The organism is Escherichia sp. KTE52 (assembly GCF_000408325.1).
GTDB lineage: Bacteria > Pseudomonadota > Gammaproteobacteria > Enterobacterales > Enterobacteriaceae > Escherichia > Escherichia marmotae.
In genome coordinates, this window is the sequence record NZ_KE138677.1 from 408,300 (window position 1) to 423,320 (window position 15,021).

14 protein-coding genes are annotated in these 15,021 nt (G+C 45.5%); 8 read left to right on the forward strand and 6 right to left on the reverse strand.

The window, feature by feature from the left end; translation table 11 throughout:
* Genes hisD through hisIE form a run of 7 tightly spaced genes read left to right on the forward strand, consistent with a single transcriptional unit; the run spans position 1 to position 6,129 of the window.
* Entirely contained in the window at positions 1 to 1,305 is a 1,305-nt protein-coding gene (hisD, locus tag A1SC_RS15050) for a histidinol dehydrogenase (protein WP_016262100.1), read from the forward strand.
* Positions 1,302 to 2,372, forward strand: a complete 1,071-nt coding sequence (gene hisC / locus A1SC_RS15045; RefSeq protein ID WP_000108967.1) for a histidinol-phosphate transaminase — start codon at positions 1,302 to 1,304, stop codon at positions 2,370 to 2,372. The genes hisD and hisC overlap by 4 nt, the downstream gene beginning before the upstream one ends.
* Positions 2,372 to 3,439, forward strand: coding sequence for a bifunctional histidinol-phosphatase/imidazoleglycerol-phosphate dehydratase HisB (gene hisB, locus A1SC_RS15040; protein ID WP_000080113.1), 1,068 nt, complete (start codon positions 2,372 to 2,374; stop codon positions 3,437 to 3,439). Before hisC ends, hisB begins: the two co-directional genes overlap by 1 nt.
* Positions 3,439 to 4,029 (forward strand): imidazole glycerol phosphate synthase subunit HisH, encoded by a 591-nt coding sequence (gene hisH / locus A1SC_RS15035; protein WP_001103560.1) that lies wholly within the window; start codon positions 3,439 to 3,441, stop codon positions 4,027 to 4,029. Before hisB ends, hisH begins: the two co-directional genes overlap by 1 nt.
* A complete protein-coding gene (gene hisA / locus A1SC_RS15030; protein ID WP_016262101.1) occupies positions 4,029 to 4,766 on the forward strand; it encodes a 1-(5-phosphoribosyl)-5-[(5-phosphoribosylamino)methylideneamino]imidazole-4-carboxamide isomerase in 738 nt (245 codons plus the stop codon). The genes hisH and hisA overlap by 1 nt, the downstream gene beginning before the upstream one ends.
* Positions 4,748 to 5,524, forward strand: coding sequence for an imidazole glycerol phosphate synthase subunit HisF (hisF, locus tag A1SC_RS15025; RefSeq protein ID WP_016262102.1), 777 nt, complete (start codon positions 4,748 to 4,750; stop codon positions 5,522 to 5,524). The genes hisA and hisF overlap by 19 nt, the downstream gene beginning before the upstream one ends.
* A complete protein-coding gene (gene hisIE, locus A1SC_RS15020; protein ID WP_000954922.1) occupies positions 5,518 to 6,129 on the forward strand; it encodes a bifunctional phosphoribosyl-AMP cyclohydrolase/phosphoribosyl-ATP diphosphatase HisIE in 612 nt (203 codons plus the stop codon). Before hisF ends, hisIE begins: the two co-directional genes overlap by 7 nt.
* A gap of 182 nt (positions 6,130 to 6,311) precedes the next feature.
* Here the strand turns inward: hisIE and wzzB are convergent, their stop codons facing one another.
* Together wzzB and ugd are read right to left on the reverse strand one after the other, a co-directional pair.
* Positions 6,312 to 7,289 (reverse strand): LPS O-antigen chain length determinant protein WzzB, encoded by a 978-nt coding sequence (gene wzzB / locus A1SC_RS15015; RefSeq protein WP_016262103.1) that lies wholly within the window; start codon positions 7,287 to 7,289, stop codon positions 6,312 to 6,314.
* 145 nt (positions 7,290 to 7,434) lie between these two features.
* Positions 7,435 to 8,601, reverse strand: a complete 1,167-nt coding sequence (gene ugd / locus A1SC_RS15010; RefSeq protein WP_016262104.1) for a UDP-glucose 6-dehydrogenase — start codon at positions 8,599 to 8,601, stop codon at positions 7,435 to 7,437.
* A gap of 258 nt (positions 8,602 to 8,859) precedes the next feature.
* On the opposite strand from ugd, the gene A1SC_RS24505 reads away from it, so the two are divergent.
* Positions 8,860 to 10,226 (forward strand): IS3 family transposase gene (locus A1SC_RS24505; protein WP_410054396.1). Its coding sequence is split into 2 segments (ribosomal slippage): positions 8,860 to 9,346 and positions 9,346 to 10,226, totalling 1,368 coding nucleotides; the frame shifts between segments, so codons are not numbered across the junction.
* Positions 10,227 to 10,297: 71 nt separating this feature from the next.
* Here the strand turns inward: A1SC_RS24505 and gndA are convergent.
* From gndA to A1SC_RS14985, 4 genes are all read right to left on the reverse strand, one after another.
* A complete protein-coding gene (gene gndA, locus A1SC_RS15000) occupies positions 10,298 to 11,704 on the reverse strand; it encodes an NADP-dependent phosphogluconate dehydrogenase (protein ID WP_016262107.1) in 1,407 nt (468 codons plus the stop codon).
* 368 nt (positions 11,705 to 12,072) lie between these two features.
* Entirely contained in the window at positions 12,073 to 12,960 is an 888-nt protein-coding gene (locus tag A1SC_RS14995) for a WaaS/CpsH family glycosyltransferase (RefSeq protein WP_000634713.1), read from the reverse strand.
* Entirely contained in the window at positions 12,957 to 14,198 is a 1,242-nt protein-coding gene (locus tag A1SC_RS14990; RefSeq protein ID WP_016262108.1) for a lipid II flippase MurJ, read from the reverse strand. Before A1SC_RS14990 ends, A1SC_RS14995 begins: the two co-directional genes overlap by 4 nt.
* Entirely contained in the window at positions 14,198 to 14,950 is a 753-nt protein-coding gene (locus A1SC_RS14985; RefSeq protein WP_016262109.1) for a hypothetical protein, read from the reverse strand. Before A1SC_RS14985 ends, A1SC_RS14990 begins: the two co-directional genes overlap by 1 nt.
* Between the last annotated feature and the right edge of the window lie 71 nt (positions 14,951 to 15,021).

Below are 15,021 nucleotides of genomic sequence, written 5' to 3' on the forward strand. Positions count from 1 at the left end.
ATGAGCTTTAACACAATCATTGACTGGAATAGCTGTACTGCGGAGCAACAACGCCAACTGTTAATGCGCCCGGCGATCTCCGCCTCAGAAAGCATCACCCGTATCGTCCGTGAAATTTTAGATAACGTGAAAGCACGCGGCGATGACGCCTTACGGGAATACAGCGCGAAGTTTGATAAAACCAAGGTTACCGCGCTGAAAGTGTCTGCTGAAGAAATCGCCGCAGCCTGCGAACGCCTGAGCGACGACCTGAAACAGGCGATGGCGGTAGCAGTAAAGAACATTGAAACCTTCCACAATGCGCAAAAACTGCCGACGGTAGATGTCGAAACCCAGCCAGGCGTACGTTGCCAGCAAGTCACGCGCCCGGTAGCTTCAGTGGGTTTGTATATTCCTGGCGGCTCTGCCCCACTCTTCTCAACCGTATTAATGCTGGCGACTCCAGCGCGTATTGCCGGTTGTAATAAAGTGGTGCTGTGCTCACCGCCGCCGATTGCCGATGAGATCCTCTACGCGGCGCAACTGTGCGGCGTGCAGGATGTATTTAACGTCGGCGGCGCACAAGCCATTGCCGCACTGGCCTTTGGTACTGAATCCGTACCAAAAGTGGACAAAATTTTCGGACCGGGTAACGCCTTTGTGACTGAAGCGAAACGTCAGGTGAGCCAGCGTCTGGACGGTGCAGCAATCGATATGCCCGCAGGCCCGTCGGAAGTGCTGGTGATTGCCGATAGTGGCGCAACGCCGGACTTCGTGGCTTCAGATTTGCTCTCTCAGGCTGAGCACGGCCCGGATTCACAGGTGATCTTACTGACGCCCGACGCCGATATGGCACGCCGCGTTGCCGAAGCTGTAGAACGTCAACTTGCAGAGTTACCGCGTGCTGAAACTGCACGCCAGGCACTGCTCACCAGCCGCCTGATTGTGACCAACGATTTAACGCAGTGCGTGACAATCTCCAATCAGTACGGCCCGGAACACCTGATTATTCAAACCCGCAACGCCCGCGAACTGGTCGATAGCATCACCAGCGCCGGTTCGGTATTTCTTGGTGACTGGTCACCGGAATCGGCAGGTGACTACGCCTCCGGCACCAACCACGTTCTACCGACTTACGGTTACACCGCCACCTGTTCCAGCCTCGGACTGGCGGATTTCCAGAAGCGCATGACCGTGCAGGAATTGTCGAAAGAGGGTTTCTCTGCGTTGGCTTCGACCATTGAAACGCTGGCTACCGCCGAACGCCTGACAGCCCACAAAAATGCCGTGACTTTACGTGTCAACGCCCTTAAGGAGCAAGCATGAGCACCGTGACTATTACCGATTTAGCGCGTGAAAACGTCCGCAACCTGACGCCATATCAGTCAGCGCGTCGACTGGGCGGTAACGGCGATGTCTGGCTGAACGCCAACGAATATCCTACAGCCGTGGAGTTTCAGCTCACTCAGCAAACGCTCAACCGCTATCCGGAATGTCAGCCAAAAGCGGTTATTGAAAATTACGCGCAATATGCTGGCGTAAAACCGGAACAAGTGCTGGTCAGCCGCGGCGCAGACGAAGGCATTGAACTACTGATTCGCGCCTTTTGTGAACCGGGTAAAGATGCCATCCTCTATTGCCCGCCAACGTACGGCATGTACAGCGTCAGCGCCGAAACCATTGGCGTCGAGTGTCGCACGGTGCCGACGCTGGAAAACTGGCAACTGGACTTGCAGGGGATTTCCGACAAGCTGGACGGCGTGAAAGTGGTTTATGTTTGCAGCCCTAACAACCCGACCGGGCAACTGATCAATCCGCAAGATTTTCGCACTCTGCTGGAGTTAACCCGCGGAAAAGCCATTGTGGTTGCCGATGAAGCCTATATTGAGTTTTGCCCGCAGGCATCGCTGGCGGGCTGGCTGGCGGAATATCCGCACCTGGCTATTTTGCGCACCCTTTCGAAAGCTTTTGCTCTGGCGGGTCTCCGTTGTGGGTTTACGCTGGCAAACGAAGAAGTCATCAACCTGCTGATGAAAGTGATCGCCCCCTACCCACTCTCAACGCCGGTTGCCGACATTGCGGCACAGGCGTTAAGCCCGCAGGGGATCGTCGCCATGCGCGAACGGGTGGCGCAAATTATTGCAGAACGCGAATACCTGATTGCCGCACTGAAAGAGATCCCCTGCGTGGAGCAGGTTTTCGACTCCGAAACCAACTACATTCTGGCACGCTTTAAAGCCTCCAGCGCAGTGTTTAAATCTTTGTGGGATCAGGGCATTATCTTACGTGATCAGAATAAACAACCCTCTTTAAGCGGCTGTCTGCGAATTACCGTCGGAACCCGTGAAGAAAGCCAGCGCGTCATTGACGCCTTACGTGCGGAGCAAGTTTGATGAGTCAGAAGTATCTTTTTATCGATCGCGATGGAACCCTGATTAGCGAGCCGCCGAGTGATTTTCAGGTGGACCGTTTTGACAAACTCGCCTTTGAACCGGGCGTGATCCCGGAACTGCTGAAGCTGCAAAAAGCAGGCTATAAGCTGGTGATGATCACCAACCAGGATGGTCTTGGAACACAAAGTTTCCCGCAGGCGGATTTCGATGGCCCGCACAATCTGATGATGCAGATCTTTACCTCGCAAGGCGTGCAGTTTGATGAAGTGCTGATTTGCCCGCACCTGCCCGACGATGAATGTGACTGCCGCAAGCCGAAGGTAAAACTGGTGGAGCGTTATCTCGCTGAGCAGGCGATGGATCGCGCCAGCAGTTACGTGATTGGCGATCGTGCGACCGATATTCAACTTGCTGAAAACATGGGTATTAATGGTTTACGCTACAACCGCGAAACCCTGAACTGGCCGATGATTGGTGAGCAACTCACTAAACGCGATCGTTATGCCCACGTAGTGCGCAACACTAAAGAGACACAGATTGACGTTCAGGTATGGCTGGATCGCGAAGGTGGCAGCAAGATTAACACTGGTGTTGGTTTCTTTGATCACATGCTGGATCAGATTGCCACCCACGGCGGTTTCCGTATGGAAATCAACGTTAAAGGCGATCTCTATATTGACGATCACCACACCGTCGAAGATACCGGACTGGCGCTGGGCGAAGCGTTAAAAATTGCCCTTGGCGACAAACGCGGCATCTGCCGGTTTGGTTTTGTCTTGCCGATGGATGAATGCCTCGCACGCTGCGCGCTGGATATCTCTGGTCGCCCGCACCTGGAATATAAAGCTGAGTTTACCTACCAGCGCGTGGGCGATCTCAGCACCGAAATGATCGAACACTTCTTCCGTTCGCTCTCATACACCATGGGCGTGACCCTGCACCTGAAAACCAAAGGTAAAAACGATCACCACCGTGTAGAGAGCCTGTTCAAAGCCTTTGGTCGCACCCTGCGCCAGGCCATCCGCGTGGAAGGTGACACCCTGCCCTCGTCGAAAGGAGTGCTGTAATGAACGTGGTGATCCTTGATACCGGCTGCGCCAACCTGAACTCGGTGAAGTCTGCCATTGCGCGTCACGGCTATGAACCAAAGGTCAGCCGTGACCCGGACGTCGTGTTGCTGGCCGATAAACTGTTTTTACCCGGCGTTGGCACCGCGCAAGCGGCGATGGACCAGGTGCGTGAGCGCGAACTGTTTGATCTCATCAAAGCCTGTACTCAACCGGTGCTGGGCATCTGTTTAGGAATGCAACTGCTGGGGCGACGCAGCGAAGAGAGCAACGGCGTCGATTTGCTGGGCATCATCGACGAGGATGTACCGAAAATGACCGACTTTGGTCTGCCATTGCCGCATATGGGCTGGAACCGCGTTTACCCACAGGCTGGCAACCGCCTGTTTCAGGGGATTGAAGACGGCGCGTACTTTTACTTTGTTCACAGCTACGCCATGCCGGTCAATCCGTGGACCATCGCTCAGTGCAACTACGGCGAACCGTTCACCGCGGCGGTACAAAAAGATAACTTCTATGGCGTGCAGTTCCACCCGGAACGCTCCGGTGCCGCTGGCGCTAAGTTGCTGAAAAACTTCCTGGAGATGTGATGATTATTCCGGCATTAGATTTAATCGACGGCACCGTGGTGCGTCTCCATCAGGGCGATTACGGCAAGCAGCGTGATTATGGCAACAACCCGCTGCCGCGCTTACAGGATTACGCCGCCCAAGGTGCTGAAGTGCTGCACCTGGTGGATCTGACCGGGGCAAAAGATCCGGCTAAACGTCAAATCCCGCTGATTAAAACCCTGGTCGCGGGCGTTAACGTTCCGGTGCAGGTTGGCGGCGGCGTGCGTAGCGAAGAAGACGTGGCGGCGTTACTGGAAGCAGGCGTTGCGCGCGTGGTGGTTGGCTCCACCGCGGTGAAATCACCTGATGTGGTGAAAGGCTGGTTTGAACGCTTCGGAGCCGATGCGTTAGTGCTGGCGCTGGATGTCCGTATTGACGAGCAAGGCAACAAACAGGTGGCGGTCAGCGGCTGGCAAGAGAACTCAGGCGTTTCGCTGGAACAACTGGTGGAAACCTATCTGCCCGTCGGCCTGAAACATGTGCTGTGTACTGATATCTCGCGCGACGGCACGCTGGCAGGTTCTAACGTCTCTTTATATGAAGAAGTGTGCGCCAGATATCCACAGGTGGCGTTTCAGTCCTCCGGCGGTATTGGCAACATTGAAGATGTCGCGGCTCTGCGTGGCACTGGCGTGCGCGGCGTAATAGTTGGCCGGGCATTACTGGAAGGTAAATTCACCGTGAAGGAGGCCATCGCATGCTGGCAAAACGCATAATTCCGTGTCTTGACGTTCGTGATGGTCAGGTGGTGAAAGGCGTACAGTTTCGCAACCATGAAATCATTGGCGATATTGTGCCGCTGGCAAAACGCTACGCCGAAGAAGGTGCAGACGAACTGGTGTTCTACGATATCACCGCTTCCAGCGATGGCCGCGTGGTAGATAAAAGCTGGGTATCTCGCGTCGCGGAAGTGATCGATATTCCGTTCTGCGTGGCGGGTGGGATTAAGTCGCTGGATGACGCCGCGAAAATTCTTTCCTTTGGTGCGGATAAAATCTCCATCAACTCCCCTGCACTGGCCGATCCGACATTGATCACCCGTCTGGCAGATCGTTTTGGCGTGCAGTGTATTGTGGTCGGTATTGATACCTGGTACGACGCCGAAACCGGCAAATATCACGTTAATCAATATACCGGCGATGAAAGCCGTACCCGCGTTACGCAGTGGGAAACGCTCGACTGGGTACAGGAAGTGCAAAAACGCGGTGCCGGAGAAATCGTCCTCAACATGATGAATCAGGATGGCGTGCGTAACGGTTACGACCTCGAACAACTGAAAAAAGTGCGTGAAATTTGCCACGTCCCGCTGATTGCCTCCGGTGGCGCAGGCACTATGGAACACTTCCTTGAAGCCTTCCGCGATGCCGACGTTGACGGCGCGCTGGCAGCTTCCGTATTCCACAAACAAATAATCAATATTGGTGAATTAAAAGCGTACCTGGCAACACAGGGCGTGGAGATCAGGATATGTTAACAGAACAACAACGCCGCGAACTGGACTGGGAAAAAACCGACGGACTGATGCCAGTGATTGTGCAACACGCGGTATCTGGCGAAGTGTTAATGCTGGGCTACATGAACCCGCAAGCGCTGGATAAAACCATCGAAAGCGGCAAAGTCACTTTTTTCTCACGCACCAAACAGCGACTGTGGACTAAAGGTGAAACGTCGGGGAACTTCCTCAACGTAGTCAGCATTGCACCGGACTGCGACAACGACACCCTGCTGGTGCTGGCGAATCCCATCGGCCCAACCTGCCACAAAGGCACCAGCAGTTGTTTTGGCGATACCGCTCACCAGTGGTTGTTTCTCTACCAGCTTGAACAACTGCTCGCTGAACGCAAATCTGCCGATCCGGAAACCTCCTACACCGCCAAACTGTATGCCAGTGGCACCAAACGCATCGCGCAGAAAGTAGGAGAAGAAGGCGTGGAAACCGCACTGGCCGCGACAGTACATGACCGCTTTGAGCTGACTAACGAGGCGTCTGACTTGATGTATCACCTGCTGGTGTTGTTGCAGGATCAGGATCTGGATTTAACGACGGTGATTGAAAACCTGCGCAAACGGCATCAGTGAGTTACGGGGTAAGCGGATGCGATATTGTTGTCGCATCCGGAGCCATTGCCCGATGCGCAAGCTTATCGTGCCTACACATTCTCTCTGCACACGCAGGCTGGATAAGATGCGCCAGCATCACATTCGGCAAAAAAATGGGCAAGGTGTCACCACCCTGCCCATTTTGTTTAAAACCGAAAAGATTACTTCGCGTTGTAATTACGCAGCGCATTACGCCCCAGCACAATCCCCGCGCCAACCATACCGCCCAGCAGCACAGCCAGAATCAGAGTGATAGCCTTTTTCGGGCTATCGCGACGCACTGGCAGTGTGGGTTTCATAACGTAACGGTAGGCATGAATATCAAGATCATCAACCTTCAGACTTTCAATATCCAGCAGGTTTTGACGAGTCTGATAATAGTTTGGCGAGAACACCAACGGACGGGTCGCCTCGTGCTTAATCATCGACTCCAGCGCTTCGCTCCCCAACAGGAACATCGTATCTTGCGTCACGTCCTGCGTCTGTTGAATCTGCGGCTTTGCGACCTGCGCCTGATTCGCATACTGCAACGCTTCCTGAATCTGACGGATACGCAGATCTTTCTGCTCCTGTGCCACCACTTCCTGCGTCTTCAAAGAATCCTGCAAGTTTTTCACACGCAGTGCGATGTTGTCTTTCAGGTCTTTTTCCAGCTCTTCATTCACCTGTTCATCAACTTGCTGAATATATTGAGCTAGCTGTTTCTGCGCACCTTCAGGCGTTTGCCCGACATAAGAAACAACCAGGGGTAATGGCTGGTTTTTAACAGAAGGTTCGATAGTCAGTTTTTCGGGTTCTTCCTGATTATCCAGCGTTTCTGCTAATGCAGAAAATGTCGTACTGAAACGACCAACTAACGTCGCCTGGATATCAGACACTTTCGGCGCAGCCGTACCATAAATCACATTCATGGCATTGTTATAACCTGCGATTTGTCCCACATCAGGTTGAGTAACGATAGCTGTGGAAGTCCATTTTTCTTTGGCAACGGCCAGATACCCTATTGCCAGGGCAATCGCTACAATGACAGAGATGATGATAGTCATCTTGCCACGCCACAACTGCACCAGTAAATCAATCAAATCAATCTGTTCCGGGTCATGGTTTTGCCCAGGAATATTATTATTTTCAACTCTCATCATTACCCTAACTGACGGAAAATTTCAGGTTCGCATAGTGTAGCGATAATCTTCATGAATGCTATAGGATAAGTGATAAAAATAATGAATTATTACGTGGGTAACAAAAGACAATCAGGGCGAAAATCGCCCTGATTACAGAAGGTTAGTCGCTGCCAAACAAATCGCGGGTGTAGACCTTGTCTGCCACATCCTTAAGCTCTTCTGCCATTCGGTTGGAAATAATAACGTCGGCTTGTTGTTTGAAGGTGGCGAGATCACGTTCCAGGCGAGAGTTGAAGAATGAGTCTTCTTTCATCACCGGCTCATAAATGATCACCTCCACACCTTTCGCCTTGATACGCTTCATAATCCCCTGAATGGAAGACGCGCGGAAGTTATCTGAACCGCTCTTCATAATCAGACGATATATTCCTACTACTTTAGGTTTACGCGACAAGATAGCATCAGCAATAAAATCTTTACGCGTGCGGTTAGCATCAACAATTGCCGAGATCAGGTTATTCGGCACAGACTGGTAGTTCGCCAGTAACTGTTTAGTATCTTTCGGCAGACAATAACCACCATAACCAAATGACGGATTGTTATAGTGATTACCTATGCGCGGGTCGAGACAAACGCCTTCGATAATCTGACGCGTATTCAGACCTAAACTTTCTGCATAGCTATCCAGCTCGTTAAAGTACGCCACACGCATTGCCAGGTAGGTATTAGCGAAAAGTTTAATCGCTTCTGCTTCAGTGGAGTCAGTAAACAGAGTCGGGATATTTTGCTTAATCGCGCCTTCCTGTAATAACTCAGCAAAACGTTCTGCACGTTCTGAACGCTCACCGATGACAATACGTGACGGATGAAGATTATCGTAAAGGGCTTTACCTTCCCGGAGGAATTCTGGGGAGAAAATGATGTTCTCAGTATTGAATTTTTTTTGCATCGTGACCGTAAAACCTACCGGAACCGTGGACTTGATAACCATTACTGCACAAGGGTGTATTTCTGTAACATCTTTAATGACAGATTCTACGCTAGATGTATTGAAATAATTGGTTTTAGGATCATAATCAGTCGGGGTTGCGATGATTACGTAATCAGCATTCCGGTAGGCTTCTTTTTTATCTAATGTGGCATTAAAACGTATTTTGTCTGATTGCAAAAATTGCTGAATTTCTTTATCAACAATAGGAGATATCTTATCATTCAGCATAGCAACGCGTGACGGTAAAATATCTAATGCCACAACCTCATGATTTTGTGCGATTAGAAGCCCGTTTGACAAGCCTACATAGCCAGTACCGGAAATGGTGATTTTCATTTCATGCTCTCAGAATTAACTTAACTGTGAATCATGATGTTTTTAGCATCCTGATAAGAGTTAAAAGTTTTAACGCTACGATGATGACTGGTCAACGCAACGAAAAACAATTCAGATTTTCTTTATGAGAATAGCTGCCATTTATTAAGTTAGTATTAAGCAATGAAATTAAATCAATGAGATTGATAGCAAAAAAAAACCGGCGATTAGTGAACTACACCCCAAAAGTTGGACACCCAACTGAGTAAGGTGCAGTTTATGAAGCCGAAGTATTCACTTAAATTTCGTCATTCGGTCGTCAAGTTTTATCTTGAAGGAAATGGAACCAGAAAAACTGGCAAGAAATTTGACGTTTGCCGGGATACCGTCAGCCAATGGGTTGCTTCCTATGAGCAGCATGGAATCGATGGTATAACTTGGAAAAGTGACAACCATCCCCCTGAATTTAAGCTCTCCATCGTCCAGCTCATGCTTAAGGAAGGCCTCACCGTTCGTGAAGCCACTGCTCGTTTCAATATCTCCGATAAAAGCGTAGTAAGGCGCTGGCTCCGGGTGTATAACGCCTCAGGCGCTGAAGGCTTATTGAAACTAAAACGAGGTCGTGAGAAATCCTTGAATAAACAGAAAGATTCTCAGGAATCACAGGAAGTGACGGTTCGGTCTTTGGAAGAGCTTACTCCGGAGGAATTACGTAAAGAGCTACGTTATCTCCGGGCTGAGAACGCCTATCTAAAAAAGCTGAAAGTCTTAGTTCAAAGCAAAAAGCCAGAGAAAAAGCGCAAATAATCAATGAACTAAGGCAAGAGCATTGTCTGGGCGATTTGCTACGTGTAGCAAAAATGCCGCGTAGTACCTGGTATCATAATTTCAACAGGCTTAAGTGCCCTGATCCCTATGCTGACTTAAAAAAACAAATTAGTGAGATTTATCAGTATCACAAAGGCCGGTATGGCTATCGCCGGATCACGGTGTCACTGCGAAGAACAGGCCTCAGGATTAATCATAAAGTCGTGCAAAGACTGATGGAAGAGCTAAACCTTGAGGCCCTTATCAGAGTGAAAAAATATCGCTCATGGAAAGGAAATGTGGGTAAAACTGCACCAAACCTTCTCCAGCGTGACTTTAACGCTGAAAAAGCTAACGAAAAATGGGTTACCGACGTAACGGAGTTCGCAGTTGAAGGGAAGAAGCTTTATCTTTCGCCTGTACTGGATCTTTATAACAGAGAGATAATCGCCTACAACCTGTCCGAGAGGCCCAGAATGCAGATGATTAATGCGATGCTTGAACAGGCCATGTCGAAGCTTGGGCAAAATGATAAGCCTATTCTGCACTCAGACCAGGGGTGGCAGTACCAGATGAAACCATATCAGAATATTTTGGAGTCAAATGGGGTAGTTCAAAGCATGTCTCGTAAAGGAAACTGTCTGGATAATGCCGTGATGGAGGGATTCTTCGGAATGCTCAAGTCAGAATGTTATTACCTGAATGAATTTAAAAGTACAAAAGAGCTTCGAAGAGCAGTCGAGGAGTATATCGATTACTACAACAATGAGCGGATTAGCTCAAGGTTAAAGGGCCTGAGCCCGGTAGAATACCGGGCTCAGGCACTGCTAGCCGTCTAACAAATAACTGTCCAACTTTCGGGGGGCAGTTCATAGATGCCGGGTCTTAGTATATTGATAATTAAATCAGATTAATCCAGCCATTCGGTATGGAACACACCTTCTTTATCAATGCGCTTATAAGTATGCGCACCGAAATAGTCACGCTGTGCCTGGATCAGGTTCGCTGGCAGCACTGCGGCACGATAGCTGTCATAGTAAGCAACCGCTGCAGAGAAGGTTGGTACTGGAATGCCGTTCTGCACTGCATAAGCAACAACATCACGCAGGGCTTGCTGGTAGTCGTCGGCAATTTTCTTAAAATACGGGGCTAACAGCAGGTTAGCGATCTGCGGATTTTCGGCATATGCATCGGTGATTTTCTGCAGGAACTGCGCACGGATGATGCAGCCAGCACGGAAAATCTTCGCGATTTCGCCGTAGTTCAGATCCCAGTTGTACTCTTCAGACGCGGCACGCAGTTGAGAGAAGCCCTGAGCGTAAGAAACAATTTTGCCCAGATACAGCGCACGGCGAACTTTCTCGATGAATTCAGCTTTGTTACCTGCTGGCTGTGCTTGTGGGCCAGACAGTACTTTAGACGCGGCAACGCGCTGCTCTTTCAGAGAAGAGATATAACGTGCAAACACTGATTCAGTGATCAGCGACAGAGGCTCACCGAGATCCAGTGCACTCTGGCTGGTCCACTTACCAGTACCTTTGTTTGCTGCTTCATCCAGGATCACATCAACCAGGTAGTTACCGTCTTCATCTTTTTTGGTGAAGATGTCTTTAGTGATGTCGATCAGGTAGCTGCTCAGTTCACCGTTATTCCACTCGGTAAAGGTCTGCGCCAGTTCTTCGTTGGAGAGATTCAGGCCACCTTTCAGCAGAGAATAGGCTTCAGCAATAAGTTGCATATCACCGTATTCAATACCGTTGTGAACCATCTTCACATAGTGACCTGCGCCATCGGCACCAATATAGGTAACGCACGGTTCACCATCTTCAGCCACGGCGGCGATTTTGGTAAGGATTGGCGCAACCAGTTCATAGGCTTCCTTCTGCCCACCCGGCATAATGGAAGGACCTTTCAACGCGCCCTCTTCACCACCGGAAACACCCGTACCGATGAAGTTAAATCCTTCTGCGGAAAGCTCACGGTTGCGACGAATGGTGTCCTGGAAGAAGGTGTTACCACCATCAATAATGATGTCACCTTTATCGAGGTATGGCTTGAGGGAATCAATAGCAGCATCCGTGCCTGCACCTGCTTTCACCATTAACAGGATGCGACGAGGCGTTTCAAGAGATTCAACAAACTCTTTCACCGTATAGTAAGGAACCAGTTTCTTGCCTGGATTTTCAGCAATCACTTCTTCCGTCTTTTCACGGGAACGGTTGAAAATAGAGACGGTATAACCACGGCTTTCGATGTTGAGCGCAAGGTTGCGTCCCATCACTGCCATACCGACTACGCCGATCTGTTGCTTTGACATTGTGTACTCCTGTCAGGGTGAGAAACTATCGTCAATAATAGTCCAAATAGATCTATGTATTAGATCGTAGATTTCGTGAATAAAAGCCATAATTCAAATGAAACATCTGATATTAAATTAGATGTCTCATTTAAATTATAATTATTTTACAGATAAACCAACTCACTTATACTGGTCGCTCACATCCCCCATTAATAAATGAAAAATAATAATAATTAATTAAAATTTCTAAGTAGCAATAGTTTATAATTTCAACTGCGAATAATTTATATTTAATTTATAAGAGTGCGTCAATATTAGTCGAGATATGTTTTATATTATTAAAAGAGATTCGCGCAACGATCCAAGTTAATTTGATGCAATGCGTACTAAGTTAGTTTTTTAAAGATATTAGAGGCTTTGTATTTTTCTAATATAACATTCTCCACATGTTTGTATGGTAAACGCATAAATTCCTCAAAATCAGATGTGTACAGGTCATTCGGATTTTCAAAAATGAAAATCCTAGATTTATCATAAAAATCACAATTCATCAAATCAATATTGTTCGATATTAATTTTCTTGAATAAAAAATAGATTCCAAAGCACGCAATGTTAATCCAACTTGTCCGGTTTTATTTACTTCAAGAATATACTTATTCTCTTGTACTTTATTTATATTCTCTTGATAACTTATAACACGATTACTATAAAAATCCGAATGCTTATGAGAAGTTTCATCTCTAATAACAAAGAAAGATGATTTAATGCCATGATAACTAAGAGCTTGACTAATAGAATCAATTATTGATAATCTGTTTTTATCTAGCCCAACAAAATAACAACTATTATTTGTGAGTGAGCTACTTTTATGAACCTGAGATAATGGAAATATTTGCCGCATATGCTTAAATTTATACTTATCGCACTGAATTTTATCAAAGGAATATACTTCATCAAAACTCTCCTTAAAAGCCAAGGCTGTTTCAGATGTAATTATATTTCTAATAACCAAGATTTTTTTTTGCTGAAATAAATCTAAATGCCTATGGTAGCCATAGCCATCTGAATCTTTAAAAATCAGAATAGCATCAGATGGTAACGCTGAACTATGTAACTTTAAAAATGATCTTATAAGATTAAATCTTGTGATTTTGTTTAATCGAAAAAACAATCGTCCTTCTGGATAGGTAATGTTTTTTATTTCGAAATGATTTCTGAGTTGCTGTATCATCATACGGTCATAATCTGCCGTCCAGCCAAAAAAAACTATCATTTAAGCCTCAATATGATAATTAAAAACATAGCCGACATATTTATCAAAGAATATGCACTACTAGCGAAGGCTAGCCCATAAATCCCGGCATAATGATAAGATATGAATTTGAATGGAATAAAAATAGTAAATGTTACAATTGATAAACAAGAAGGCGTTTTGGTGTCACCTTTAGAATAAAAACTTGAAGATACGAGCGTTGCAATGAAATCACCAATGAACCCACCGAATAATGCCATAGTTAACCACCAAATAGTATGGGGATCAAATTTCTGAAGGTTAACCATTTGCAAAACAAAAGTTATTATCTGTTTTCCTGATATGAAGAATAAAAAATATAGAAATAGAGTCAAGGCAATTAAAATAAAAACCTTTTTCATTAACCAGTATTTAAAAATTTTATTCTCCCGAACGGCAAGCTTATTCATCATTGTTATATCAGGAATAATTATTGTTTTAGTGAAAATCAAGTTTGCCATTGAAAGTAATTGCTGGACTAAAACAAAAAGAGAGAGCGCCCCGGCAACTGAATAAGAAAGTATATGTCTATCAATAATGGGGCCTGATTTATAATAGACAGAGCCTAAAATTAAATATTTAATGCGAGAAAAAGATCCTTTGATATCTATATCGTTAAAAGATAGTTTAACTGGCCCTCCTATTTTCAGAATTTGTATAACAAATGTCAAAAATATTTTTGCTGCATAAATATACGTAACAGCCAACACGCCATAAGAAGTTATAGCAGGAAAAACAAACGGAAATACAATTAAAGAACATATTGCGGGTATAGCTTCCGCAGATATAAATTTTGAGTTTGCATTGAAAAAGGCAGTAAATATTGCTGATGCAATTGAAAAGGGAATTACGATAAATTGAACCGAAATGATATGTTGCGCTAGAGATAATGTTTTTCCATCAAAACCAGAAAATACATATCCTAACCATAATGGACTGAAGAGTGCTAATGGTAAAACTATAAATGCTGAGCCTATTGAAAATAAGTATACCTGCTCCCAAAGATCTTTTAAAACACATTTTGAAGATACAAATAATGGAACCAATACATTCGTTAGAGAACTGACTAATACAGACAAGATAACAGAAGGTATAGTCATACCGGCAAATAAAGCATCTGTATCGCTAGAAGGCCCTATTTTAATCAGTGTTATTAACTGAATAAGAACAATAAATAATAAGTTAGAAACAGAAAAAATAAATAAATATAAAGAACGCATTATATTCCTTTCATACTATGCAATTTCGAGTATATTTTCATTTTAAGAGCAATATAGATCTTACTCATAATTGATATTTTATTTTTGTGTGGATAAAGAACAAAAATTCCTTTCCCCGTTCTAATATCATTAACACCAATTTCCCTACAACACAACCCATTTTCTTTAAGAGCAATTGAAAAATAAAATTGATCTCGCCTTATATTTTTAAAATACAGGTCAAACCATGTTTTAAATAAATCATCTAGCTTTTTATTTCTTTTTTTCCTTATCAGAATACCACATTCAAAACCAACTTTTTCATTTAGATAATCTTTTAGTTTATGCTTTATCTTATACATGTCATACAAACCTATACGAGAAAAAACAAAACAATTTTCAATTTCCTCTCTGATAGTTGAATTTTTAAAATGTGGATAAGCATATAAATAATGATCATCAATAATGATTTTTTTTATTAAATTAGCTAAATAACCATTGATCATAATATTACCATCAAGGTATATACTATAGTCATAATCGTCAAATATAGTTGGCACACCCATTTTATAATACCGATTTTCCACAGCCGGAGAATCAAATTTTCTTGAAATTTGTATTAGTGTCCATGTATTTGGTACATCTATATTCTGGTCAGAAATGAGAAAATGGTCAAAACATAAAGAATCTGTACTTTCTGCTATCTTAAGGCTATCCAATGTTATTGGATCATAATCTCCAATTAAAACTTTATAGATTGCTATTTTTTTCATTTTATATACTTAACATATATGAGAGCAATAAGTAATAAATGCAATATATTTTGGCAGATAATCTGCCAAAA